The organism is Actinoallomurus spadix (assembly GCF_024055725.1).
In the GTDB taxonomy this organism is placed as follows: Bacteria; Actinomycetota; Actinomycetes; order Streptosporangiales; family Streptosporangiaceae; genus Actinoallomurus; species Actinoallomurus spadix.
In genome coordinates this window covers 173,158-195,351 of the sequence record NZ_JAMXMX010000002.1, presented here as the reverse complement: position 1 = coordinate 195,351, position 22,194 = coordinate 173,158, and the positions used below count along the sequence as shown (strand labels likewise).

27 protein-coding genes and 1 pseudogene are annotated in these 22,194 nt (G+C 71.8%); 11 read left to right on the top strand and 17 right to left on the bottom strand.

The genetic code is table 11. The features are described 5' to 3' along the window. The first annotated feature begins 6 nt into the window (after nucleotides 1–6). Entirely contained in the window at nucleotides 7–339 is a 333-nt protein-coding gene (locus NE235_RS02990) for a hypothetical protein (protein ID WP_252799109.1), read from the top strand. A 3-nt stretch (nucleotides 340–342) separates the two neighbouring features. Further along, entirely contained in the window at nucleotides 343–1,146 is an 804-nt protein-coding gene (locus NE235_RS02985; protein ID WP_252799108.1) for a hypothetical protein, read from the top strand. A 53-nt stretch (nucleotides 1,147–1,199) separates the two neighbouring features. On the opposite strand, the gene NE235_RS02980 is transcribed toward NE235_RS02985, so the two are convergent. The 10 genes from NE235_RS02980 to NE235_RS02940 form a co-directional block, all read right to left on the bottom strand. Further along, nucleotides 1,200–1,412, bottom strand: coding sequence for a hypothetical protein (locus tag NE235_RS02980; RefSeq protein WP_252799107.1), 213 nt, complete (start codon nucleotides 1,410–1,412; stop codon nucleotides 1,200–1,202). An 83-nt stretch (nucleotides 1,413–1,495) separates the two neighbouring features. After that, the gene (locus tag NE235_RS02975) at nucleotides 1,496–1,804 is read right to left on the bottom strand and encodes a DUF1416 domain-containing protein (protein WP_252799106.1); all 309 of its coding nucleotides are present in this window, start codon (nucleotides 1,802–1,804) and stop codon (nucleotides 1,496–1,498) included. Between the two features lie 41 nt (nucleotides 1,805–1,845). Beyond that, complete coding sequence (locus NE235_RS02970; protein WP_252799105.1) at nucleotides 1,846–2,685, bottom strand: sulfurtransferase; 840 nt, start codon at nucleotides 2,683–2,685, stop codon at nucleotides 1,846–1,848. Between the two features lie 77 nt (nucleotides 2,686–2,762). Next, nucleotides 2,763–3,185 (bottom strand): DUF4395 domain-containing protein, encoded by a 423-nt coding sequence (locus NE235_RS02965; protein WP_252799104.1) that lies wholly within the window; start codon nucleotides 3,183–3,185, stop codon nucleotides 2,763–2,765. 56 nt (nucleotides 3,186–3,241) lie between these two features. Further along, nucleotides 3,242–3,355, bottom strand: coding sequence for a putative leader peptide (locus NE235_RS38560; protein WP_406567528.1), 114 nt, complete (start codon nucleotides 3,353–3,355; stop codon nucleotides 3,242–3,244). A gap of 142 nt (nucleotides 3,356–3,497) precedes the next feature. After that, nucleotides 3,498–3,914, bottom strand: a complete 417-nt coding sequence (locus NE235_RS02960; protein ID WP_308206011.1) for a thioredoxin family protein — start codon at nucleotides 3,912–3,914, stop codon at nucleotides 3,498–3,500. A gap of 151 nt (nucleotides 3,915–4,065) precedes the next feature. Next, a complete protein-coding gene (locus NE235_RS02955) occupies nucleotides 4,066–4,800 on the bottom strand; it encodes an anti-sigma factor family protein (RefSeq protein ID WP_252799103.1) in 735 nt (244 codons plus the stop codon). Continuing rightward, nucleotides 4,797–5,306, bottom strand: a complete 510-nt coding sequence (locus NE235_RS02950) for a sigma-70 family RNA polymerase sigma factor (RefSeq protein ID WP_252799102.1) — start codon at nucleotides 5,304–5,306, stop codon at nucleotides 4,797–4,799. The genes NE235_RS02955 and NE235_RS02950 overlap by 4 nt, the downstream gene beginning before the upstream one ends. A 56-nt stretch (nucleotides 5,307–5,362) precedes the next feature. After that, complete coding sequence (locus NE235_RS02945) at nucleotides 5,363–6,076, bottom strand: LmeA family phospholipid-binding protein (RefSeq protein ID WP_252799101.1); 714 nt, start codon at nucleotides 6,074–6,076, stop codon at nucleotides 5,363–5,365. Nucleotides 6,077–6,267: 191 nt separating this feature from the next. Continuing rightward, nucleotides 6,268–6,522: a MoaD/ThiS family protein gene (locus tag NE235_RS02940; RefSeq protein ID WP_252799100.1), complete on the bottom strand. Its 255-nt coding sequence runs from the start codon at nucleotides 6,520–6,522 to the stop codon at nucleotides 6,268–6,270. Nucleotides 6,523–6,657: 135 nt separating this feature from the next. Between NE235_RS02940 and NE235_RS02935 the strand changes: the two genes are divergently transcribed. The 3 genes and pseudogenes from NE235_RS02935 (at nucleotide 6,658) to NE235_RS02930 (ending at nucleotide 8,311) form a co-directional block, all read left to right on the top strand. Then, the gene (locus tag NE235_RS02935) at nucleotides 6,658–7,365 is read left to right on the top strand and encodes a winged helix-turn-helix transcriptional regulator (protein ID WP_252799099.1); all 708 of its coding nucleotides are present in this window, start codon (nucleotides 6,658–6,660) and stop codon (nucleotides 7,363–7,365) included. A 123-nt stretch (nucleotides 7,366–7,488) separates the two neighbouring features. After that, nucleotides 7,489–7,938: pseudogene (locus tag NE235_RS38555) on the top strand (SDR family NAD(P)-dependent oxidoreductase); the annotation flags it as partial. Nucleotides 7,939–8,104: 166 nt separating this feature from the next. Continuing rightward, nucleotides 8,105–8,311, top strand: a complete 207-nt coding sequence (locus NE235_RS02930) for a Rossmann-fold NAD(P)-binding domain-containing protein (protein WP_252799098.1) — start codon at nucleotides 8,105–8,107, stop codon at nucleotides 8,309–8,311. 52 nt (nucleotides 8,312–8,363) lie between these two features. Here the strand turns inward: NE235_RS02930 and NE235_RS02925 are convergent, their stop codons facing one another. The 3 genes from NE235_RS02925 to NE235_RS02915 all read right to left on the bottom strand — a co-directional run bounded on the left by NE235_RS02925 (nucleotide 8,364) and on the right by NE235_RS02915 (nucleotide 9,872). Beyond that, on the bottom strand, nucleotides 8,364–8,798 hold the full coding sequence (locus tag NE235_RS02925; RefSeq protein ID WP_252799097.1) for a hypothetical protein: 435 nt from the start codon (nucleotides 8,796–8,798) through the stop codon (nucleotides 8,364–8,366). A 69-nt stretch (nucleotides 8,799–8,867) separates the two neighbouring features. Then, on the bottom strand, nucleotides 8,868–9,176 hold the full coding sequence (locus NE235_RS02920; protein ID WP_252799096.1) for a hypothetical protein: 309 nt from the start codon (nucleotides 9,174–9,176) through the stop codon (nucleotides 8,868–8,870). 42 nt (nucleotides 9,177–9,218) lie between these two features. Next, complete coding sequence (locus NE235_RS02915; RefSeq protein WP_252799095.1) at nucleotides 9,219–9,872, bottom strand: hypothetical protein; 654 nt, start codon at nucleotides 9,870–9,872, stop codon at nucleotides 9,219–9,221. 119 nt (nucleotides 9,873–9,991) lie between these two features. Between NE235_RS02915 and mshD the strand changes: the two genes are divergently transcribed. From mshD to pstB, 5 genes are all read left to right on the top strand, one after another. Then, the gene (mshD, locus tag NE235_RS02910) at nucleotides 9,992–10,843 is read left to right on the top strand and encodes a mycothiol synthase (RefSeq protein ID WP_252799094.1); all 852 of its coding nucleotides are present in this window, start codon (nucleotides 9,992–9,994) and stop codon (nucleotides 10,841–10,843) included. A gap of 224 nt (nucleotides 10,844–11,067) precedes the next feature. After that, a complete protein-coding gene (gene pstS, locus NE235_RS02905; protein ID WP_252799093.1) occupies nucleotides 11,068–12,168 on the top strand; it encodes a phosphate ABC transporter substrate-binding protein PstS in 1,101 nt (366 codons plus the stop codon). Between the two features lie 107 nt (nucleotides 12,169–12,275). Then, nucleotides 12,276–13,253, top strand: a complete 978-nt coding sequence (gene pstC, locus NE235_RS02900) for a phosphate ABC transporter permease subunit PstC (protein ID WP_406567527.1) — start codon at nucleotides 12,276–12,278, stop codon at nucleotides 13,251–13,253. Beyond that, a complete protein-coding gene (gene pstA, locus NE235_RS02895; protein WP_308206010.1) occupies nucleotides 13,250–14,128 on the top strand; it encodes a phosphate ABC transporter permease PstA in 879 nt (292 codons plus the stop codon). Before pstC ends, pstA begins: the two co-directional genes overlap by 4 nt. A 13-nt stretch (nucleotides 14,129–14,141) precedes the next feature. Continuing rightward, nucleotides 14,142–14,918 (top strand): phosphate ABC transporter ATP-binding protein PstB, encoded by a 777-nt coding sequence (gene pstB, locus NE235_RS02890; RefSeq protein ID WP_252799092.1) that lies wholly within the window; start codon nucleotides 14,142–14,144, stop codon nucleotides 14,916–14,918. An 86-nt stretch (nucleotides 14,919–15,004) separates the two neighbouring features. Here the strand turns inward: pstB and NE235_RS02885 are convergent, their stop codons facing one another. Continuing rightward, entirely contained in the window at nucleotides 15,005–16,003 is a 999-nt protein-coding gene (locus tag NE235_RS02885; protein WP_252799091.1) for an inorganic phosphate transporter, read from the bottom strand. A gap of 79 nt (nucleotides 16,004–16,082) precedes the next feature. Next, complete coding sequence (locus NE235_RS02880) at nucleotides 16,083–16,700, bottom strand: DUF47 domain-containing protein (protein ID WP_252799090.1); 618 nt, start codon at nucleotides 16,698–16,700, stop codon at nucleotides 16,083–16,085. 217 nt (nucleotides 16,701–16,917) lie between these two features. On the opposite strand from NE235_RS02880, the gene NE235_RS02875 reads away from it, so the two are divergent. Then, entirely contained in the window at nucleotides 16,918–17,199 is a 282-nt protein-coding gene (locus NE235_RS02875; protein WP_252799089.1) for a metal-sensitive transcriptional regulator, read from the top strand. Between the two features lie 104 nt (nucleotides 17,200–17,303). On the opposite strand, the gene NE235_RS02870 is transcribed toward NE235_RS02875, so the two are convergent. Further along, complete coding sequence (locus NE235_RS02870) at nucleotides 17,304–17,492, bottom strand: hypothetical protein (protein ID WP_252799088.1); 189 nt, start codon at nucleotides 17,490–17,492, stop codon at nucleotides 17,304–17,306. 97 nt (nucleotides 17,493–17,589) lie between these two features. Next, entirely contained in the window at nucleotides 17,590–22,116 is a 4,527-nt protein-coding gene (locus NE235_RS02865) for a hypothetical protein (RefSeq protein ID WP_252799087.1), read from the bottom strand. Nucleotides 22,117–22,194 lie beyond the last annotated feature (78 nt).

Genomic DNA, 22,194 nt, shown 5'->3' with positions numbered 1-22,194 from the left:
CGCACCATGATCACGGCGGAGGAGCTCGAACGCGAGCGACGTCGTGCGCTGAGCCGGCTCGCGGACCTGCATCGGGAGTGGGCCCGCCGGCACGCCGGCACCGTGCCGTACAACGTCGGCCATGCCCGTCCGGGGCCCCGCGGCACGGACTACGCGGTGCACCACATCGACGTGTCGGCGACAGCGGAGCAGGAGGAGGAGTTCCAGCGGCTCGCCGCCGAGGTGATGCGGCCGTTCCAGGCGATGGCCGAGGAGTACGCCCGTCAGCAACGTGAAGGCGGCGCCACGGCTGCCGAGTCCGACGACCGTGAACAGGGCACCGATCGGGGTGATACTTGAGCCATGGCAGCGCCGAGAGTCCTCGTGGTCTACAACGTGCGCGACGGCCGGCAGATCGGGACGATCGAGCTGACGCCCGGTGGCGAGCTGATCATCGCCCCCCGAGGCGTCCGCGGCATGGTCGAGCGCATGGCAGAGGCCCGCGGCTGGGCCCCGCGGCAGATCCTCGACGAACTCCGCGGATGGAGCAACGGCTACCTGGAGATCGTCGCGACGGCGCCGACCGCGCGCGTGTTCGACGGGGTCGACTCCGAGACCGACGAGCCGTATTTCGCTCCCGATCATCCGGCCGTCGAGGATGAGGGCGAGCGCCGGAGACTCGCGGACTATCTGAAGGCGGGGCGGCCGATCCTGACGACCACCGCGCTCGAGATCGACCGGGTCGACCGCTCCCGTGGCGAGGTCGTCCCGCTGAGCTTCCGGACGGACGGGTACTGGATCTGGACGGACACGGTCGTCTATTACCTGGAGACCCACGGGCTGGCGCCGGACCTCGAGTTGTCCCGTCACATCGCCGCTTCGGGATACGCGTGCCCGGAGGTCGACGACGCCTCGGCGGAGCGCGCGCTGAAGAGCCTCTACCGGGCTCCCGCCCGGGAGCGGCGGTCGTCGCAGGCCGCCGACGCCGGCCTGCCGTCGTTCTCCGTCTCCGACGGACCCACGCCGCAGCCGATCACACTCGAGGGCGCCGGCGGGACGCTGAACGTCGCGCCGGACCTCACTCCCGAGGAGTTCGCGATCCTGGAACGCATGCGGCGGGGGCTCGGCGCCCGGCCCGGAGAAGGAGACCCTCCTTCTCCGGCCTGAATCCGGAATGCCCACCGCGTCGGCGCCCCGCCGCACGTGGCCGTCCGGGCGGGTCAGTCCACGCCGATGATCTCGATGTAGCCGTTGCTCCACCCGGCGCTCAGCTTGTCGAACGCCTCCTGCGGCGTCCAGCGGCGGACGGCGGCCATCTGCTCGATGTCCTTCTGCACGCCCGGCGAATCGGCCTGGAGCCTGCCGTCTTCGGTGAGCTCGACCACTCCCAGGACGTTGCCGGACCGTACGCTCTTCACTTCAAGATGCGCCATGGGCCAAGTATGGGCCCGCGAGACGCCCGTATGAGAAGTGGCGCCGCCACCTTTCGGTGACGACGGCACTGTCGGACGAGTCGTCAGATCGCGACCTCGAGGGCGGCGATCTCGCCGACCTGGGCGGTCACCTGCGAGTCGATGCTGACGCCGCCCGGGGCGAGCACGCGGATCGTCCAGTCGCCGGGCGCGGCGAAGAACCGGAAGATCCCCTCGTCGCTGGTGACGACCTCACCGGTGAACTCACCGGTCGCGTCGAGCAGGCGCGCGTACGCGCCGGACACCGGGGCGCCCTCGCGCACGACCGTGCCCTGGATGACCGCTTCGTTCGCGAGATCGACCGTGGCCGGCAGGCTCGCCGTCTGGGCCGGAGCTCCGCAACCGTCGCTCATTGTTCCTCCTTGCTGTGATGCGCGTCTTCAGCCGGCGAGGACTACTTGGCGTCGCCGAGCTCGATCGGCACGCCGATGAGCGAGCCGTACTCGGTCCAGGAGCCGTCGTAGTTCTTCACGTCCGACAGGCCCAGCAGCTCGTGCAGGGCGAACCACGTGTGCGAGGAACGCTCGCCGATGCGGCAGTAGGCGATGGTCGGCTTCGACAGGTCGACGCCGGCCTCCTCGTAGAGCTTCTTCAGCTCGTCGTCGGACTTGAAGGTGCCGTCGTCGTTGGCCGCCTTCGACCACGGGATGTTGCGCGCGGTCGGGACGTGCCCGGCCTTCTGCGCCTGCTCCTGCGGCAGGTGCGCCGGGGCGAGGAGCTTGCCGGAGAACTCGTCGGGCGAGCGGACGTCCACGAGGTTCTTGGCGCCGATGGCGTCGACGACCTCGTCGCGGAAGGCGCGGATCGCGTGGTCCTGCTCCTGGGCGACGTAGTTCGTCTTCGGGCGCGACGGGACCGCCTCGACGAGCTCGCGGGACTCGAGCTCCCACTTCTTGCGGCCGCCGTCGAGCAGCTTGACGTTCTGGTGGCCGTAGAGCTTGAAGTACCAGTAGGCGTACGCGGCGAACCAGTTGTTGTTGCCGCCGTACAGGATGACGAGGTCGTCGTTGGCGATGCCCTTCTCGGAGAGAAGGTTCTCGAACCCGGTCTTGTCCACGAAGTCGCGGCGTACCGGGTCCTGCAGTTCGGTCTTCCAGTCGATACGGACGGCGCCACGGATGTGGCCCTTCTCGTAGGCGCTGGTGTCCTCATCGACCTCGACGAGGACGACACCGGGGTCGTCGAGGTGAGCCTGCACCCAGTCGGAATCGACCAGGACGTCGGAGCGGCTCATGCGTTTGTCCTCCTTGTGGAGTCGGCGGATCTTCTTCGGGTGTGGGTGGCATGGCCGTGGTCTCAGGCGAACCCGGCCTACGACGCGGCCCGCCGTGGGGCGAGCCGCCGGATCAGCAGATAAGCCTCGCATCCCAGGCAGAATCCGAAGGCGGCGTTCAGGAAGGCCGCGACCAGCGCGAACGCCGTCGCGGTCATCCCCACCGCAGGGACCTTCAGGACGTATCCGAGCACCCCGGTGAGGGCGAACGCCGCACCCACTCCCTGCGCGAAGCGGGGCGGCGCCTCCGGCTCGAGCTCGCGCGGAGCACCGAGCCGGGGGCGGATGAGAGCCTGGTAGATCAGGCCGTACGGGGCGTTGCGGAGCCCGAAGACGACTCCGACGACGAACACGACGGCCTGGGCCGCCAGTAGCAACCAACTGCCGGTCACGAGAACGACGACCAAGACGAAGGATGTGAGGGTCGCGCCGAAACGCTGACCCCGTGGGTCGACCTGCATCGGCTGATGCTCCCGGTGACTGCGGTGGTGCGACGGGCTGGACGGGCTCGAATGCCTCAGGCCGTCGGACAGAGCGCGGTGGCGACGCGGCAGAAGTCGACCGCCCGTCGCTTCGTCAGCAACTCCGTCCAGGTACGCACGGACACGATGGTAAGCGCCGTCTCGCTCATCGTAAAACCCCGTCTCGGCCATCGAGACGTGAACCCTTCCCCACGAGCGCCGCCGACCTGCTCGAACACCCGCGAAAAGGATCTTGAACGCGTGGGCGCGCCGAGGTCATTCCGCCGGCTGGACGCGGTGACGGAGGGCACGTCAGGCGACCGCTTCACCGACGGCGGCGATGATGTCGGCCTTGCGGGGCAGGCCCGCGCCGCGGCGTACGATCCGGCCGGACGCGTCGAGCACCAGCACGGTCGGCGTGCGCAGGACGTTCAGCCGGCGTACGAGATCGAGATTGGCCTCCGCGTCGAGTTCGACGTGGACCACGCCCTCGACCATGCCGGCCACCTCGCCCAGGACTCGCCGGGTCGCGCGGCACGGCGCGCAGAACGCCGAGGAGAACTGCACCAGGGTGGCCCGGTCCCCGAGGCCGGTCCCGAGCTCGGCGGCGTCGAGACGTTCCACGTCATCATCCTTCCGCACGCGCAATACGCCATTACGGCGCCGCCAGATCAGGCCGAACACCGTGGCCAGGAGAAGCGCCGCCACCGCGACGTAGATTCCGGTCATCACCGCTTCTCAAGGCGCGCGCCGCGCCGGGCATTCCCGCCGGCCGGCCCGAAGTCCGATCACGGCTCAGGCCGCGACCCGCGGGCCCCACGACCGGCGTCCGCCCCGCGGCCCGCGGGCGGACGACCACCGCGCCCGTCTCCGCCTGGCCTCAGACCCGGACGCTGAGCAGCCGCCGGCCGTCGACGGTACGCACCTCGACCGCCGTGATGCGGTCCTTGGGGATCATCGATGATCCGGCGAACTCGGCGGAGCGCTCGTACTTCACCGCCCAGCCGCCCGCGATGTCGCGCCGCCCGTCCCGGGCCACGGCGACCAAGTGGCAGAGGGTCTCCGACGGCGCGCCGGTGAGACGGACGGTGAACGCGGTCCCCCATTCCTCGGCGCGCATGGTGATGCGGGCGCTGATGCCCGTCGCGGCGTCCGTGGCCTGGACGGTCGTGGCGGCGCCCACCGCGGGGCCCGGTGTGGTCAGGCCCGGCGTGGTCGGGCCCGGTGAGGGCGTCGCCGCGGGCCCGGCGACCGTACGGTCCGCGCCGAGGCTGAACCCTCCCGCGACCCCCGCCCCTCCCGTGACCAGTGCGACGGCCGCGGCCACCACCAGCCACCGGCGGTTCCCACGGCTCCGCGCGCGGTGCTCGGCGGCGGCGCGGGCCAGCACCGGCTCCAGCAGCTCCGGCGGTGGCGCGCCGACCTGCGTGATCTGCTCCTCGGTGACCCGGCCCAGCAGCGCGGGCAGGCCCGCGAGACCGGCCAGTTCGTCGCGGCAGCGGCGGCAGCGGGCCAGGTGCTCGTCGACCTGGGAACGCTCCGCGGGATCGATCGCGCCGAGGACGTACACCCCGAGCAGCGCCCGGAGATCGGCGCATCGGGCATGCGTCGTCATGGCGCCAACCCCCGCTCTTCCAATGCCAGTTTCAGCGCGCGCAGCGCGTAGTAGGTGCGCGACTTGACCGTCCCCGCCGGTATGCCCAGCACCGCCGCCGCCTCCGCCACCGAACGTCCCCGGTAGTAGGTCTCGATCAGCACGGCGCGGTGCTCGGCGCTCAGATCGGCGAGGGCCTCGGCGACGGTCCACGACTCGAGGGCCCGGTCGATGTCGTCGCCCGCGGGCAGTGCGGCGAGCGCCGCCTCCCCGGTCTCCGGCGGCCGTGACCGCCGCGACCGGTGGGCGTCGACGGCCAGGTTACGGGCGACCGTGAACAGCCAGGGCCGTACGGGGCGGCCGACCAGCGCGCCGGGATGACGCCAGGCGCGCAGCAGCGTCTCCTGGACGATGTCCTCGGCCTGCTGACGGTCACCGTCCGTCAACCGCAGGACGTACCCCAGGAGCGGTCCGCCGTGCTCGGCGTACAGCGCGCGGAGCAGCCGCTCGTCCGCAGTGGGTGCCACACCCTCGACACGTACCGGGACCCCGGATGGTTCATCGTCGCCCGGTGCCACCGGAATCAGTGGACGACGTTGAGGCTGTCCAGCTTGACGTTCTGCGCGGTGGTCGACACGCGCAGGCCCTGCGGCTGGACCTTCACGCCGGTGATGCGCGTGTTCAGCGGAAGGCCCTTGACGGACATCGTGAAGGTGAACGCCTGCCGGACCAGGCTCAGCGGCACCGTCGTCCCGCCCGTCTTCACCGACTGCGGCACGACACGGACGCTGCGCCCGGAGGGCTGCACGGACACCGTCGCCGTCACGGTCCGCGTGATGCCCAGGCCCGGAACGGTGTACGGGCCGCGCACCTGCAGGTTCGAGCCCGCCGCCGAGACCTTCATGTTGTTCGGCGCGGACTTGTTCACGTCGTCGTAGCCGATGGTGGCCGTGGACGTCGCGCTGTCCGCGACCATCTTGGAGGAGTCGCCGTTCATCGCGTCTGACATCGGCGCGGTGACGCCCTTGAGCGCGACCTTGGTGTCGGTCAGCCGGATCCCCTGCTGGGTGAGGTCCCCGACGTTGATGTCGATCTCGCCGTACCGCCCGTCGAGCGCCTGGGTGAGGAAGGGGAAGCCCTTGATGGACACGTCGGGGGTGTGGTCGAGGTCATACTGCGAGGCGACGTTCTTGGCGATCTCGTTCTGCGCCACCCTGCGGCCGATGATGTCACCGGCGATGGCGATTCCGCCGAAGACGATCAGCAGAACCAGGCAGATAACGAACGCTTTGCGCATGTCTCCCCCGATCGCGGTAGGCGATCACCATACCGATGGCGCCACCCCGCCGGAGTCACACCGCGTGATGAGATCGGCCGAGGCCCGGTCGCCCGGCAGGACCACGGGCCGCGACGCCCCCGCGCCCGCCCGCGAACGGCGGCCCCCACCCGCCCGGGAACGGAGGCAGCACCCACCCGGGAACGAAGGCTTCACCCGCCCGCGAACGGCGGCAGCACCTCGACCGTGCCGCCGTCGGGCAACGTGACCGACGCGGGGTCCCGCGTGCCGACCGGGGCGCCGTCCACGAGGTACGAGCTCCGGGCGAGGACGCGGCCGAACTCCGCACCCCGGCCGGCCGCGGCGGCCGCCAGGGCCTCCGCCAGCGTCGTCGCGTCGAAGGGCTCCTCCGTGGTTCCGGCCGCCGCGCGGGCGGCGGCCCAGTACCTGATCAGGCCCTTGGCCATGGTCCCCCTTCCGTGGTCTACACCACTCGGGTAGTGAGCTCTTTCCGCTCATTCGATATCCTCGCCTATTAGGGATCCGGGCAGCGTCGCCCTCGGGTCCTCGACGTCTTTCTGGGCCCCAAACGAGGAGGCCGTATGAGTAGCCTGCTGTTGCTGACCAACGTGCTCGAACCCTCGGACGAGGTCCTGCCCGCCCTGGGCCTGCTGCTCCACTCCGTTCGCGTCGCGCCGGCGGAGGGGTCCGCCCTCCTCGACGCGCCACCGTCCGACCTGGTGCTCGTCGACGCGCGCCGGGACCTCGCCCACGCCAAGAGCCTCTGCCGGCTCCTGCGCACCACGGGCCTCGACGCCCCGCTCATCGCGATCGTCACCGAGGGCGGCCTGGCCGCGCTCACCCCGGAATGGGGCCTCGACGACGTCTTCCTGCAGACCGCCGGTCCGGCCGAGGTCGAGACGCGGATCCGGCTGGCGCTCGGCCGGGTGGCCGCCGCCCAGCCCGACGACGTCCCGGGCGAGATCCGCAGCGGTGAGCTGACGATCGACGAGGCGACCTACACGGCACGGCTGCGCGGACGGGTGCTCGACCTCACGTTCAAGGAGTTCGAGCTGCTGAAGTACCTCGCCCAGCACCCCGGCCGGGTCTTCACACGCGCGCAATTGCTGCAGGAGGTGTGGGGGTACGACTACTTCGGCGGCACCCGCACGGTCGACGTGCACGTACGGCGACTCCGCGCCAAGCTCGGCGCGGAATACGAGTCCCTGATCGGAACGGTCCGAAACGTCGGTTACCGCTTCGTCGCCGATACCCGGCCCACCGAGGAAGGAGCCCCCGCCCACCGCTGAGCGGGGGCTCGCACATTACACAGGTCAGCCCGGCGACGCACACACCCCGGGCCCGAGGGTGGCCCTTCGGAGCGGCCATCGGCCTGCCCATCGGAGGCTCACGGCCGCCTCTTCGCCGCCGCCGTGGCCACTTTGCCGCCGCGGCGGCCACCTCGCCGCCGCCGTGGCCACCTCGCCGCCGCGGCGAACCAAGTTCGTCCTGCTTGCCCCTTCCGTCCCGGCAACACCGGCGGCGAAGGGCCTGCCGCCAGGAGGAGCCGGCATCCGGCATCCGCAGTCCGTTCGTCTGGGCCACCGATCGGCGGGGCGGACTTGTCCACGCCGTCCTCGCACTGCGCCCCTGGCGCGTGCGAACGGAGCGCCGAGGATGTTCATCGTGCCGACGACCAGAACACCCGGCGCTCCGCTGCTCGCGACCAGATCGAGGTCCTGCTGCTCGCGCCGATGCTGATCACCCGGGCGTTCCTGCGGCCGATGCGCGAGCAGGGCGGCGGCCGGATCAATCAGATCTCCAGCATGGGCGGCCAGATCGGCATCCCCACGCACAGCGCCTACCACGCGGGCAAAGTGGGGGCTCGAAGGGTTCACCGAGAGCGTCGGCCGCGAGGTCACCGGCTTCGGCGTTCACCTCACCCTGGTCGAGCTCGGCGGCACCCGCACGGGCTTCGCCTCGGCCCTGCGCTACACCACCGAGACGGCCCCCTACCGGGACAACGCGGTCGGCCGGATCCGGCGGCGGTTGGAGGCGACGGACGCCGACGCCCTTCCCGGCGACCCGGCCAAGGTCGCCGCCGCGATCTACGACACCACCCGGGATCCGAACCCGCCCCTGCGCCTCACCCTCGGCTCCGACACCTATGACGCCGTCCACAGCGCGGTCACCGAGCGTCTCGCCACGCTCGAGAGCCAGAAGGACCTCGCGGCGTCCGTCGCGTTCACCGGCTGAGCCGGCCTGCCGACGCGTCCTCGCGACCGGTCGGGGGCCGGCGTTCGAGAGGTCAGCGCGGCTCGGCCCAGTCCGGGCCCTGCGGCGGCTCGCCCTGCGGGTGCGGACCGCCCGGTGCGACGGGGCCGCCGTCCGGCGGGGGCGGGACCTGGCCGCCCGGGAAGTACGGAGCACCGGACGCGCCGTCCGGCGGGGGCGGGACCTGGCCGCCCGGGGCGTGGGGGGTTCCGGGACCGTTCGGGGGCGGTCCGTACGGGCCCTGGGGCGCCGGCGGGTACGGCTGCTGCTGTGGTCCGGGACCGTACGGGCCGCCCGGCGCGTACGGGGGCGGTCCGTGCCACCCGTGAGGCGCCTGCGGGTGTCCCGGACCCGGACCGTACGGTCCCGGGCGCTGGGCGCGTCGCCTGCCCGCCACGATGGCGATGGGCACGACCACGGCGGCCACGACGATCAGCAGGATGATCAAAGCTGCCACAGGGGTGAGCACGTTCAGGTATCCACTCGTCGTCTCTCGGCGGCCGTCGCCTCGGCGGGAGCCGTACGGACCATGGTGCGGTCAGCGCGGGGGCGCGGACCATCCCGGGCCCTGCGGCGGCGGACCGCCCTGCGGATGAGGCGCCTGGGGGTGGGGACCGTAGGCGCCGTCCGGCGGCGGGAGGTGGCCGCCCGGAGCGTAGGGACCTCCGGGGCCGTTCGGCGGCGGGCCGTAGGTCCCGTGGGGCGGCTGCGGGAACGGCTGGTGGGGACCGGGACCGTAGGGGGCGGCGCTCCGCCGGCCGCGTCGTGCGCCCGCCACGATGGCGATGGAGACGACCGCGAGGACCACGACGAACAGCAGGAAGATCAGCAATACCAGGAAGCCCATGGTGCCTTGGTCTCCGCTCGGTTCTCTCGTGCCGCCGTCGCCTCAGCGGGCGTCGTACGGGCCGTAGGGGAAGCGCCGCCCATCCTCCCAGGAGTCGGGACGCGCCGGCGGTTCGGGGCGGTCCGTCCTGGGAGGCATCGGGCTCCTTCCGCACGCCGCGGGTGACCCGTGGGAGGAGTGCACGCCCGCGCCGTACGGATCACCGTGGGGCGGCGCGTAGAGGTCGCGGGGCGCCGCCGCGTACGAGTCCGTGACCGCGGGGAACCGGGAGGACGGCTCCGGGGATCGTCGCGGGGCCGGGACGTACGGCTCCCAGTCGGAGAGCTCGGACGGCCGGGGCGGCGCGTAGGGCTCCCGTGCGGGCCTCTCGTAGGGCTCGCGAGGCGGAGGAGCCGCGTACGGCCTGCGGCCGGGCCCATGGGACTCGTGGGCCGCGGGGACGGAACCGTACCCCGGAGCGGGGCCGTACGCGTCGTACGCTCCCGGAGAGGCGGCGCGCGGCGGCTCCAGGGCCGGCCGGTACGGCGTGGGGTCGAGTGCGTCGTCCTCGTACCTCGCCTCGTCGTCCTCGACGGCGGCGTCCGGGCCGGTCAGGACCCAGCGGCGGCCCATGAGCGCGAACACGAGAACGAGGAGCAGCACAGTGACGGGCACGGCCAGCGCACCGGCCATGATCGGGAGTCCCGGATCGCCCACGACGACCGCCTTCCGCGCAGGTGAGTGCCTGATCGTATGGCAACGTTCGCCCCGTACGGAAGGGTTCCAGACCGATCTCTGACTTCGATGGTCAAAGGCGCTGATATTACGCTCGCGCCATGGACGTGATAACGCGGGAGCGGTTGACGGACGACGAGGTCGGGGACGCGCTGGCGGTCGCGGAGGCGGCCGCGGAGGTCGACGGCGTACGGCCGCTGGGCGAGAGCACGCTGCTGCGGCTGCGCGACGGCGGCGGGGCGTTCCTCACGCGCGACGGCGGGACGCTCGCGGGCGTCGGCGTCCTCGACGGTGACGCGGCCGAGTTCGTGGTCCATCCGGGGTTCCGGCGGCGGGGGCACGGCCGTGCCCTGGCGACCGCGCTGCTCGGGGCGGCCGGTTCGCTCCGGGTGTGGGCGCACGGCGAGCTGCCGGGTGCCGTGGCGCTGGCCGGTTCGCTGGGCTTCGAGCGGTTCCGGGCGCTGTGGAAGATGCGCCGTCCGCTCGACGCGTCGCTGCCGGAGGTGGCGTGGCCGGCGGGCGTGCGGCTGCGGACGTTCCAGGTGGGGGTGGACGAGGACGCGTGGGTGCGGGTGAACGCCCGGGCGTTCGCGGACCACCCGGAGCAGGGCGCCTGGACCCGCGCGGACCTCGAACGGCGGGAGCGCGAGCCGTGGTTCTCCGCGGCGGGGTTCTTCCTCGCGGAGCGGGACGGCGAGCCGATCGGTTTCCACTGGACGAAGGTGGAGGACGGCGTCGGCGAGGTGTACGTCGTGGGCGTCGACCCGTCCGCGCAGGGGCTCGGGCTGGGCCGGGCGCTGACCCTGACCGGGCTGCACCACCTGAGGTCGCTCGGCCTGCCGACGGTAATCCTGTACGCCGACGAGTCGAACACGCCCGCGACCGGCATGTACGCGCGGCTCGGCTTCGAGCACTTCGCGACCGACGCGATGTACCGCGCCCCGGCTCGCTGACCGTCCCGGGCACCGGTTCTGACACCTGTATCCAGGGGTGTTAACCGTACGGACGCCCTACGGAAGGGCTTATTTTCCGACAAGTCACGATCACGTTCATCTTCCGTTCACCTGGATCGGAGTGGCTGGACACCTCTCCTGCTTAGCGTCGGGACTCGACGGTGCCCCCCGGCCGTGCGAACGCCCGGGGCCCCGCCCGACACATGACTCGAGGAGAGACTTCGGTGATCAACAGCACTCGGCTGGCCGCTCTTGGCGGCGTAGCCCTTGCGGGTGCGCTCGCGCTGACCGCGTGCGGTACGGACGACAACGGCAGCAAGGGCGCCGGCAGCGGCGGCACCGCCGCGAGCGGCGACTGCGTGAAGACGGCGGTGAACGCCGCCGGTTCCACGGCCCAGGCCAACGCGATCAGCGAGTGGACCAAGGGCTACCAGCAGAACTGCGCCGGAGCGAACCTCAACTACAACGGCAACGGTTCGGGCGCGGGCATCCAGGCGTTCACGCAGGGCCAGGTGGCGTTCGCCGGCTCCGACTCCGCGCTCAGGCCGGAGGAGCACGGCCCGGCCGACCAGCGCTGCAAGGACGGCAAGGCCCTCGACCTGCCGATGGTCATCGGCCCGATCGCGGTCGTCTACAACCTGAAGGGCGTCGACGGCCTGCAGCTGTCGCCGACCACCCTGGCGAGCATCTTCGCCGGCAAGACCAAGACCTGGGACGACGCGGCGATCAAGAAGGACAACCCGCAGGCGAAGCTCCCGAGCACCCCGATCAAGACGGTGCACCGCGCCGACGACTCGGGCACGACGGACAACTTCACCAAGTTCCTCGCGGACACCGCCCCGGACATCTGGAAGTTCGAGGGCGGCAAGAAGTGGACCGCCCCCGGCGGCCAGGGCGCGACCAAGTCCGACGGCGTCTCCACGGTCGTGAAGCAGACCGACGGCGCGATCGCCTACGCCGAGCTGTCCTACGCGACCAACGGCAAGCTGCAGACCGCGAAGATCGGCAACGGCGCGAACCAGTTCGTCGAGCCCTCCGCCGAGACCGCCTCGCAGGGCGCGGCCGGCGCGCAGATCACCGGCACCGGCAACGACCTGGCCCTCAAGGTCGACTACAAGACCAAGCAGGGCTACCCGATCATCCTGTTCACGTACGAGATCGTCTGCGAGAAGGGCCTTCCGGACCAGCAGGCGAAGTTCGTCAAGTCCTACCTGACCTACACCTCCAGCCAGCAGGGCCAGTCGGTGCTCAGCGGCCTCGGCTACGCGCCGCTGCCCGACTCGATCCTGACCAAGGTCCAGGCCGCCGTGAAGGGCCTGTCCTGACCCGAAGTGAGTACCGAGCCGGTGCGGGTGCCCCGTACCGGCTCGGTCGCGTGCAGTGAAGAGATTCCTATGAACGACAGGGTGAGTCGGTGGGCATGGGAGGCAGGATGACCAGCGAGACCCTCGAACAGGGCGCGACCCGCGCTCTGGACGGCAGAACCCGCAAGATGAGTACCGGGCGCCTCGGGGACCGGCTGTTCGGACTGTCCGCGAAGGGCTCCGGCATCCTCCTCCTCGTGATCATGGCGGCGATCGCGGTGTTCCTCATCGTGAAGGCGGTGCCGGCGCTGCGGGCCGACAAGGCGAACTTCCTCACCTCGCAGGAGTGGAACCCCGACGCCGCCCAGTCGCGGTTCGGGATCGCCCAGCTCACCTTCGGCACCGTCCTGTCGTCGGTGCTGGCGCTGATCCTGGCGACACCCGTCGCGGTCGGGATCGCGCTGTTCATCGCGTTCTACGCGCCGAGGCGGCTCGCCGACGGGCTCGGATACGTCGTCGACCTGCTCGCCGCGGTGCCCAGCATCGTGTACGGCCTGTGGGGCCTGCAGTTCTTCGTGCCGAAGATGAACGGCGTCGCGACCTTCCTGCACGACGACTTCGGCTGGATCCCGCTGTTCGGCGGGGACACGGTCGGCGGGCAGTGCATCCTGACCGCCTCGATCGTGCTGGCGATCATGATCCTGCCGATCATCTCGTCGATCACCCGCGAGATCTTCCTGCAGGTGCCGCGGGCCAACATCGAGGCCGCCCTCGCCCTCGGCGCGACGCGCTGGGAGGTCATCCGGATGGCCGTCCTGCCGTTCGGTCGCTCCGGCATGATCAGCGCCTCGATGCTCGGCCTCGGCCGGGCCCTGGGCGAGACGATCGCGGTCGCGCTGGTGCTGGGCACGGCCTCCGGCATCAGCCTGCACCTGCTCAAGCCGGGCGGTAACACCTTCGCCGCCAACATCGCCAACACGTTCGCGATGGCCGGGAAGATCGGGCAGAGCGCGCTCATCGCCTCCGGCCTGGTGCTCTTCGTCATCACCCTTCTCGTGAACATGGCCGCCCGCGCGGTCATCTCCCGCCGCAAGGAGTTCGTGTGAGCACCGTGAACCTCACCGGCCCGTCCGGGATCCGCAAGTTCAAGGACAAGCTCGCCTTCGTCGCGGTCTGCGCGGCCTTCGCGCTGGCCGTCATCCCGCTGGTGACGCTGCTGTACACGGTCATCAAGAACGGCGCCAAGCGGTTCGACATGGAGTTCTTCACCCACTCCATGAACGCCATCGGCGGCCGCGACGCGGGCGGCGGCGCGTACCACGCGATCATCGGCACGATCGAGCAGGTCGGCCTGGCCAGCGTGATCTCGATCCCCATCGGCGTGCTCACCGCGGTGTACCTCGTCGAGTACGGCGGCGGCCGGCGGCTCGCGCGGATCGTGACGTTCTTCGTCGACGTCATGACGGGCGTGCCCTCGATCGTGTCGGGCCTGTTCGTGTTCGCGTTCTGGATCGCGCTGCTCGGCTTCGAGTACATGGGCTTCGCCGGCTCGCTGGCCCTGGCGGTGCTGATGCTGCCGACGGTCGTCCGGGCCACCGAGGAGATGCTCAAGCTCGTCCCGAACGACCTGCGCGAGGCGTCGTACGCGCTGGGCGTGCCGCGCTGGCGGACGATCTGCTTCGTCATCCTGCCGACCGCGTTCACCGGCATCATCACCGGCGTCATGCTGGCCATCGCCCGCGTCATGGGCGAGACCGCGCCGCTGCTGATGACGGTGTTCGTCACCACCGCGATCAACAACAGCCCGTTCAAGGGCCCGCAGATGGCGCTGCCGCTGTTCGTCTGGGACCAGGCGCAGCTGCCGCAGCAGGTCGCCATCGACCGGGCGTGGGCCGGCGCGCTCACGCTGATCCTCTTCGTCATGCTGCTCAACCTCGCGGCGCGCCTGATCGCCCGCCTGCGCAAGCCCGTATCCCGATAGGAGTACTCCCCCCATGGCCAAGCGGATCGAGGTCTCCGGGCTGAACGCCTACTACGGCAAGACCCGGGCCATCGAGGACATCTCGATGACGATCGAACCGCGCTCGGTGACCGCGTTCATCGGCCCCTCCGGGTGCGGCAAGTCGACGTTCCTGCGGACCCTCAACCGGATGCACGAGGTGATCCCGGGCGCGCGGGTCGAGGGCAAGGTGCTGCTCGACGACCTGGACCTTTACGGACCGGACGTCGACCCCGTCGCCGTCCGGCGGGTGATCGGCATGGTCTTCCAGCGGCCGAACCCGTTCCCCACGATGTCGATCTACGAGAACGTCGTCGCGGGCCTGAAGCTGAACGGCGTTCGCCGCAAGGCGCAGCTCGACGAGATCGTGGAGAAGTCCCTGCGCGGGGCGAACCTGTGGAACGAGGTCAAGGACCGGTTGGGCCGCCCGGGGGCCGGCCTGTCCGGTGGTCAGCAGCAGCGGCTGTGCATCGCCCGCGCCATCGCGGTCGAGCCGCAGGTGCTGCTGATGGACGAGCCCTGCTCGGCGCTGGACCCGATCTCCACGCTGGCGATCGAGGACCTGATCGCGAGCCTGAAGGACCAGTACACGATCGTCATCGTCACCCACAACATGCAGCAGGCGGCGCGGGTGAGCGACCGTACGGCCTTCTTCAACCTCGCCGGGCCGGGCAAGCCGGGCCGGATGGTGGAGATCGACGAGACCAACAAGATCTTCACGAACCCGGGCGAGAAGGCCACGGAGGACTACATCACGGGCCGCTTCGGCTGATGCGGGAACGGCGCGGGGCGGGGAGACCGGTCGGCCTTCCCGCCCCGCCACTCATTGGCCCGTTCCACGAACGGGCCGCGCGAACCTCACGCGAACAGGTGCATGATCCAGTACGCGATCGCGGCGACGATGCCCGCCGCCGGGATGGTGAAGATCCACGCCAAGATGATGTTGCCCGCGACGCCCCAGCGGACCGCCGAGAGCCGCTTGGTCGACCCGACGCCCATGATGGCCGCGGTGATCGTGTGAGTCGTGGACACCGGCGCCTCCCAGATGAACGCCGTCGCGTACAGGACGCTGGCCGCGGTGGCCTCGGCGGCGAAACCCTTCGGCGGGTCGAGCTCGATGACCCTGCGGCCGAGCGTCCGCATGATCCGCCAGCCGCCGGCGTACGTCCCGTAGGACAGCACCGCCGCGCACACGAGGATCACCCAGACCGGGACGTGAGAGTCGGCGGCCGACTGGTACCCGGTCGTGACCAGCGCGAGCACGATGATGCCCATCGTCTTCTGGGCGTCCTGCAGGCCGTGACCGAGGGCCATCGCCGCCGCCGACAGCGACTGCGCGATGCGGAACCGGCGCCCGACCTTGCTGGGATTGGACTTACGGAAGATCCACAGCATGGCGACCATGACCAGGTAGCCGAAGACCAGCCCGATCAGCGGCGACACCACCATCCACAGGACGACCTTGTAGATCACCCCGTGCCACAGCACCGTGCTGGACGCCGCGAGCGCCGCCCCGACCAACCCGCCGACCAGTCCGTGGGTGGACGAGGAGGGCAGGCCGAAGTACCAGGTGATGAGGTTCCACACGATCGCGCCGATCAACGCGGCGGCGACGATCGACAGGCCGTGCATGTCCTTCGGCGGATCGATGATGCCGCTGCCCACCGTCTTGGCGACGCCGGTGCCGAGGAAGGCCCCGACCAGGTTCATCACGGCGGCCATCGCCAGGGCGGCCCGTGGGGTGAGCGCCCTGGTGGACACCGAGGTGGCGATCGCGTTCGCGGCGTCGTGGAAGCCGTTGGTGTAGTTGAAGAACAGCGCGATGCCCACGACGACGATGAGGGCCGTCAGCTCCACGGCGGCGTTCCCTTCCCCGCGACGAACCGCGGACATCGGCTCGCGGACATGGCGAACACACGCGTCGGCGACACGGGGATCACGATTCCTTGACCGCGATCGTCTCGACGGTGTTGGCGACGTGCTCGAACGCGTCCGCGGCGGCCTCGAGCTGGTCGATGACCTCCTTGAGCTTCAGGACGGTCAGCGCGTCGTAGTCGCCACCGAACAGCTCCGCCAGCAGGCGCCGGTAGATCTGGTCGCCCTGATTCTCGAGCCGGTTGATCTCGATCCAGTACTCGCTGAGATCCCGCAGCCCGCGCAGGCGCGGCATGGCCTCCGCGGTCAGCTCGGCCGCGCGTTCCAGGACCTCGACCTGGGCGACGATGTCCCGGGGCAACTCGTCGAGCTTGTACAGCAGGACAAGGTCCGCCGCCGCCTCCATGAAGTCCATGACGTCGTCGAGCGTCGACGCCAGCCGATAGATGTCCTCTCGATCGAAGGGCGTGATGAAGCTCTCGTTGAGCCTCCGCATGATCGCGTGAGTGAACTCGTCACCTGCGTGCTCGCAGGCGCGCATCTTCTCCGCGATCCCCTCACGGTCGGCCCCGTCGCCAATCAGCTCCACGAGCAGCCTGGCACCCGTCACCAAGTTGTTCGCGGAGTCCGCGAACATGTCGTAGTAGCTGTCCTCACGCGGGGTGAGTCGGAATCGCACGTCCTTCTCCTGAAGTGCGGGAACAGTCCGCTGAGGATGGTACGGCTTACCAGGAGGAAAGCGAACCTTCGCCCCCCTGTTACCGACCGCCCTGGGCTTCGCTCGGGCCGGCTCCGGTGGCCCGACTCGGGTGCAGGTCGCTTCGTGCCCTGCCCCCGAGCGGTCCCCCTAAACGATCACTTGGGGGTCTACCCCTAGGGGGTATACAGTGGCCGGTATGCACGGGTACGCCAAGGACAAAGACGCCTACCTCGTCCGGCTGCGCCGCATCGAGGGCCAGGTACGAGGCCTGCAGCGGATGGTAGCCGAGGACCAGTACTGCATCGACGTCCTCACCCAGGTCTCGGCGGTCACCAGTGCCCTGCAGTCCGTCGCACTCGGGCTGCTGGAGGACCATCTCGGCCACTGCGTCGCCCAGGCCGTGAGCGAGGGCGGACCCGCGGCCGAGGAGAAGGTCAAGGAGGCCTCGGCGGCCATCGCGCGCCTCGTCAAATCCTGACCGTCACCGGGGAGCGAGCCGGCCGGCGACCGGATGACTCGAAGCTGATCGATCGACTTGGGGGAAACGGCCGGCGCATCCCCGCGTGCGCCGACCTCACGTCGTTACGACCGTGGCGTGTGGCCGATCCCGAGCACCATGTCGATCTCATCGGTCGTCAACGGCCGATCCGCCGTCGCGACGGCGCTGAGCATCTCCGAGTACAGCTCGATCTCATCCAACGCGACCCGGTCGTGGACGCGCATATCGAGGTTCGACTGGCGCACCGCGTCCACCTCCGTTCGTCCCCACACCTGTGGAAAAGGCTACGCGCCGGATCCGCCGGCGCACATGACCCAAGAGGGCCATTCGGCGGCCACCCGCCCAGGTAGGCCCAGGGGCCACCTCGGACTACCGCCCGGTACGGTCCTCGTGGAGACTCTGCAGCAGCCGCTCCGCGGGAGACTCCGGCAGGTCACGCACGGTCAGACGGGCCACGGTCGCCGCGTCGACCCGCGCTCCCGCCAGCCGCGCCGCCTGCCGCGCGACGATCGCGTCGAACAGCCGGCGCACCGTCTCGGCGAACGCGAACCGCCGCGACGCGCGCATCTCGCCGAACCTCCCCAGCAGCTCGACGCGCAGCTCCTCGTCCAGCAGATAGAGCTCACGCTCGGCGAACCGGGAGAACAACTGCACGAGCTGCCGGTCGGTCGGCTCCCGGAACTCCACGACCGCTCCGAACTCCGCCCGGAACTCCGGATTCGCGAGCAGGAACCCGTCCATCTCGTCCGGCTCGGCCGAACAGATCATCAGGAACTCGTCACGGCGGTCGCCCATCTGCCGGAGCAGCGCCGTCACCGCTCCGGACATCCGGTCGAGCAGCGAGGCGTTCTCGATCAGCAGCACACCGCCGACCGCCCGGTCCACCTGTGCCGCCACCTTGGCCGCCACGTCGTCGCCGGCGAGGTCGCGCGCGTCGCACACCACGACCTGACCTGAGTCGAGAAGGCCCAACGCGGCGTACGCGCCGCCGAGCAGCCCCGCGACCGTACGCCTCCCGGTGCCCGGACGGCCCAGGAAGATCAGATGGCGGCTCGGGTCACCGGACGGCGCCCGCTTCGCCGCGCGTTCGACGGCGAGCCGTGCCTCGTCGATCAGGCCGCCGATGGCCTGTTTCACCTCGTCGAGACCGATCATCCCGTCGAGCGCCCGCAGGAAGCCGTCGACATCCCCTGGAGCCCGCAGGGCGGGCTCGATCTCCTCGGCCACGCCACTGAAGTCCTCCGGCGTGAGGACCAGACGATCGCGGGACGCCCCGAACCGGTCGGTGTGCCGCGCGACCGCGCGGTCGAGATACGCCTCGACGAGACGCGCGTTCACCAGGTCGCCGTATCCGGTCAGCCTCGGCAGATCGGCCTTGACGGCCTGCAGGGCGGGCGCGTTGACCGTCACACGGCGCTCGTCCGCCAGCACGTGGACGAGCGCGAGCCGGGTCTCCGCGTCGGTCAGGTCCGGCAGCCGGAACACCCGGAAAACCCCGGCCAGCTCCGGGAGGTCGGCCTTCATCCGGTCGTACGCCGCTGGTTCGCACGTCGCGATGAGCGCGGCGCCTCCGGCCGCGTCCTCGCGGGAACGGATCACGGCCGCCGCGACCGCCGCCGGCTCACCCGCCCGCCGCAGCACCGCGTCGATCCACTCCAGCAGCAGCGGCGCGCCGCCCGCCAGCGCCGTGGCGAGGGCCTCACCCGGGTCGCCGAGCTCCGTACCGTCGAGCGTACGGACGGCGCCGTCGCCCGTCCCCGCATCGGCGAGCGTACGGGCGAGGAGGCGGGCGAACCGGCGCTGTCCGCCGTGCGGGGCGCCGACGACGAGGACGGCGGGAGCCCTGTCCTCGCCGGAGGAAGCGCGGCGATGCACGTCGTCGAGGAGCCCCACGAGATCGTCCGCGCCGGAGACGAACCGGATCCCGAACCGCTCGATGACCTCCGGCAGGACCGACCCGGCGGGCGGCGGCTCGATCTCGCCGACCGGGCGGCCGGGCATGGGCGCGCCCATGAGGTCGCCCATCATCGTCTGCGACATGATCCGGGTGCCCGGCCGCTCCGGCGGATCCCCCAGGACGCGGGTCCCCGGCGCATCGCCGAGGATCCGGGTGCGCGGCGGCCCGGGCACCCGGGTGGGCGGTACGGGTGCGGGAGGCACCGGCGGCCCGGCCGGCGAGGGCGGCGCAGGAGGCACGGGAGGCGCGGGCAACGCGGATGCCCCGGAATGACCGGGCTGCCCGGATGACCCCGGGAGTCCGGGCCGCGCGGACGGCCCCGGATGACCGGACTGCCCGGATGCCCCTGGAAGTCCGGGCCGCGCGGACGGCCCTGGCGGTACGGGAGGGCCGCCCCGCGAAACCGGCGCGGCCTGCGCCGGGGGACCGGGCGGTGAGGCCGGCGCGGAAGCACCCGGCTGCGGGCTCGGAACCGGCGTCCAGCCGTCCGCTCGGGTACCGTCCGCCAACGGGTCGACGTACGTGGCGTCGGCCGGCGCCATCGGCGGTGGGTCCAGCATCGTGACCTCGTCCGCCTGGGGCTCCTCCCCTCCCCCATGCGCGGGCATCGGCTCGGCGGATGGGTACCAGGCTCGCGTGGCGGGCGCCGCCTCGCCCCACGCCGGACCCGGCGCCGCGTTCACGGGGACGTCCCGCGCGGCGCCCTGGGCGCCGTCCGACGCGGCAATCGCCGGTGCGGGCCGCGAGGCGTCCGACGGGGCGCTCGGCGCGGCGTCCCGCCAGGCGGCCGATGCGGCATTCGCCAGGGCGTCCCACATGACGTCCCGCGAAGCGCCCGACGGAGCGTTCGCCGAGTCCTCTGACGCAGCGTCCCGCGGGCCATCCGACGCAGCGACCGACGCCGCGTCCGATGAGGCGTCCGGCGCAGCGTCCCGCGAGCCGTCCGATGCGGAGTCCGGCGAGGCCTCCGATGCCGCGTCCCGCGGGCCATCCGACGCAGCGACCGACGCCGCGTCCGCCGGGGCGTCCGGCGCATCGCGCTCGATCCGCGTCACGGAGGGGTCATCGGGCTCTGGGCTGCCGTCCGCTCCCGTCCCGGCGCTCACGGCCGGGGGCCCGTCACCCGACGACGGGCCCGGCGCGGCGGCCGGCGGGACGTCCGGCGCGGCGTCGCGGAGAACGTTCGGCGTATCGGGCTCGATGCGCGTCGCGAAGAGGTCGTCGGGCGCCGGAGCGCCGTCCGCCCCGGCCTCGGCGCTCACGGCGGGAGCGGGCGCCGGCTCACCGGGCCCGGCCGCTCGCGGGGCGCCGGCGGCCGAGGTGGGGGGAACGGCCTGCGGTGGGGCGGTCCCCATCGCCGGGGCGCTCCCGGACCGGCCGGTGTCCGCGGCCTGGCCGGCCGCGGCGGGAGGCGCCGCCCAGGCCGGGGCCTGGCCGGGCGGGCCGGTGGGCGGCTGATGGGCGACGGGGGGTACCTGCGGCGACCCGGGAGCGGGAACCGGTGGGTACTGCCGGGCGACCGGGGCCAGATCGGGCGTTACCGGGTCGGCGGGCGCCGCCGACCTGGCGCGGTCGGCGCCGACGATCTCGGCCATGATCGCGACCGGCACGGGAAACCCGCGGGGACGGGCCGGGATGCCGCCGCCCAGCCGGCACCAGGCGAGGTCCACGGCGTACATCGTGGCGAGGAGCGCGCCGCGCGCGGCCGGACGGAGGGCCTCGACGCGCCGCCGGAGGGGAGGCGGCAGCCGGCCGTCCTGCGGCCAGAAGCGCCGCAGCGGGTGGCCGGGGCCCGTGAGGATGGCCTGGGCCGCGCGGCGGGTCTCCGGGTCGAGCCAGCCGATCACCTGCTCGGTGACCTCGCGCCGGACGACCGCCAGGTCGGCGGCGAGCAGCGCCGTCGCGATGAGGCGGGGCTCGACGTATCCGTGTTCGGCCGGGTCACCGGCGATCGAGGCGAGGCAGACGGCCAGGTCGTAGAACGCGTTGCGGAAGTGCTCCCCCGCCGACGCCTCGATGCGCAGCGCCGGCGCCAGGGTGGGCGGGCATCGGGTGAGCCACTGCTGGACCAGCGCCTGGTCGCCGTACGGGAGGGCGGCGTAGTCGACCGTGGGGTTGTGCAGGGTGGCGTCGAGGATGGCGAGGAGGGCGTCCGCGCGGACGCGGAATCGGGAGTCCTCGCGCAGGGCGCTCGCCATCGCCCACATCGTCCGCAGGATGACGACGGCCGCGTCGACCCGGCGGGCGCGCAGCCGCTCGGCGTACAGGCCGACCAGCGACTCCAGCGGCGGCGGGGTGAGCCAGCGCGGCCCGTCGGCCGCGGGGAGCGGCCGGGCACGGTACGGCGACCAGAGGCCGAGCAGCTGGGTGTCGAGGGCGGAGTCGAACACCGGGGCCGCGGCGGACCAGAGCATCACGCCCCAGCCGACGGCCACCGTGCTCGGCGCGGACGAGGAGAAGGCGTTCCACCAGTGCGGGTAGTCGTGCGAGGGGAGCGCCGCGGCGGACTCGACCGTCGCGCGTACGCGGGAGGTCACCTCGGGCCGTACGTCGACGTCGACGAAGGGCAGCGACTGCGGTGGTTCGACGGCGAAGTCGGGGCCGGAGGGCACCAGGTGGGGAGGGATGCGCGGCACCGGCATTCCCTGGCCGAGGGGCCGCGCGGACGTCCGCGTCATGGGCAGCCGGGGCGGCGGGCACAGGTGCCACTGGCCGTCGGCGGGCAGCCAGCGGTACCAGCGGGCCCAGGCGCCGAACAGCCACCAGGTGCCGTCGGGCAGGACGAGCATCCGGGCGGCGACGAGGTTCTGCCGCTGGAGGGGCGGTGTGGCCGGCCACCAGCCGGCCGTCACCATGGCACGCGTGTCCCGCTCGACCACCGCGAACGGATCCTGGGCGGCGGCCGAGGGCACCTCGCCGTACGCCTGCCCCCAGACCACCATGCAATGGTAAACGGCACCCCAAGACCCTCGGATGCCCGGCGATCACGGATCGAGACCGCCCGACCGCCGTGGGTG

Bases quoted from the DNA above. Each gene is read 5' to 3' on its own strand.
- NE235_RS02940 (WP_252799100.1), bottom strand. From the start codon at position 6,522: ATGGCCAAGGGCCTGATCAGGTACTGGGCCGCCGCCCGCGCGGCGGCC.
- NE235_RS02980 (WP_252799107.1), bottom strand. From the start codon at position 1,412: ATGGCGCATCTTGAAGTGAAGAGCGTACGGTCCGGCAACGTCCTGGGA.
- NE235_RS02990 (WP_252799109.1), top strand. From the start codon at position 7: ATGATCACGGCGGAGGAGCTCGAACGCGAGCGACGTCGTGCGCTGAGC.
- NE235_RS02945 (WP_252799101.1), bottom strand. From the start codon at position 6,076: ATGCGCAAAGCGTTCGTTATCTGCCTGGTTCTGCTGATCGTCTTCGGC.
- NE235_RS02975 (WP_252799106.1), bottom strand. From the start codon at position 1,804: ATGAGCGACGGTTGCGGAGCTCCGGCCCAGACGGCGAGCCTGCCGGCC.
- NE235_RS02970 (WP_252799105.1), bottom strand. From the start codon at position 2,685: ATGAGCCGCTCCGACGTCCTGGTCGATTCCGACTGGGTGCAGGCTCAC.
- NE235_RS02960 (WP_308206011.1), bottom strand. From the start codon at position 3,914: ATGACCGGAATCTACGTCGCGGTGGCGGCGCTTCTCCTGGCCACGGTG.
- mshD (WP_252799094.1), top strand. From the start codon at position 9,992: ATGGACGTGATAACGCGGGAGCGGTTGACGGACGACGAGGTCGGGGAC.
- NE235_RS02935 (WP_252799099.1), top strand. From the start codon at position 6,658: ATGAGTAGCCTGCTGTTGCTGACCAACGTGCTCGAACCCTCGGACGAG.
- NE235_RS02955 (WP_252799103.1), bottom strand. From the start codon at position 4,800: ATGACGACGCATGCCCGATGCGCCGATCTCCGGGCGCTGCTCGGGGTG.
- NE235_RS38560 (WP_406567528.1), bottom strand. From the start codon at position 3,355: ATGAGCGAGACGGCGCTTACCATCGTGTCCGTGCGTACCTGGACGGAG.
- NE235_RS02920 (WP_252799096.1), bottom strand. From the start codon at position 9,176: ATGGGCTTCCTGGTATTGCTGATCTTCCTGCTGTTCGTCGTGGTCCTC.
- pstB (WP_252799092.1), top strand. From the start codon at position 14,142: ATGGCCAAGCGGATCGAGGTCTCCGGGCTGAACGCCTACTACGGCAAG.
- NE235_RS02985 (WP_252799108.1), top strand. From the start codon at position 343: ATGGCAGCGCCGAGAGTCCTCGTGGTCTACAACGTGCGCGACGGCCGG.
- pstC (WP_406567527.1), top strand. From the start codon at position 12,276: ATGACCAGCGAGACCCTCGAACAGGGCGCGACCCGCGCTCTGGACGGC.
- NE235_RS02965 (WP_252799104.1), bottom strand. From the start codon at position 3,185: ATGCAGGTCGACCCACGGGGTCAGCGTTTCGGCGCGACCCTCACATCC.
- NE235_RS02875 (WP_252799089.1), top strand. From the start codon at position 16,918: ATGCACGGGTACGCCAAGGACAAAGACGCCTACCTCGTCCGGCTGCGC.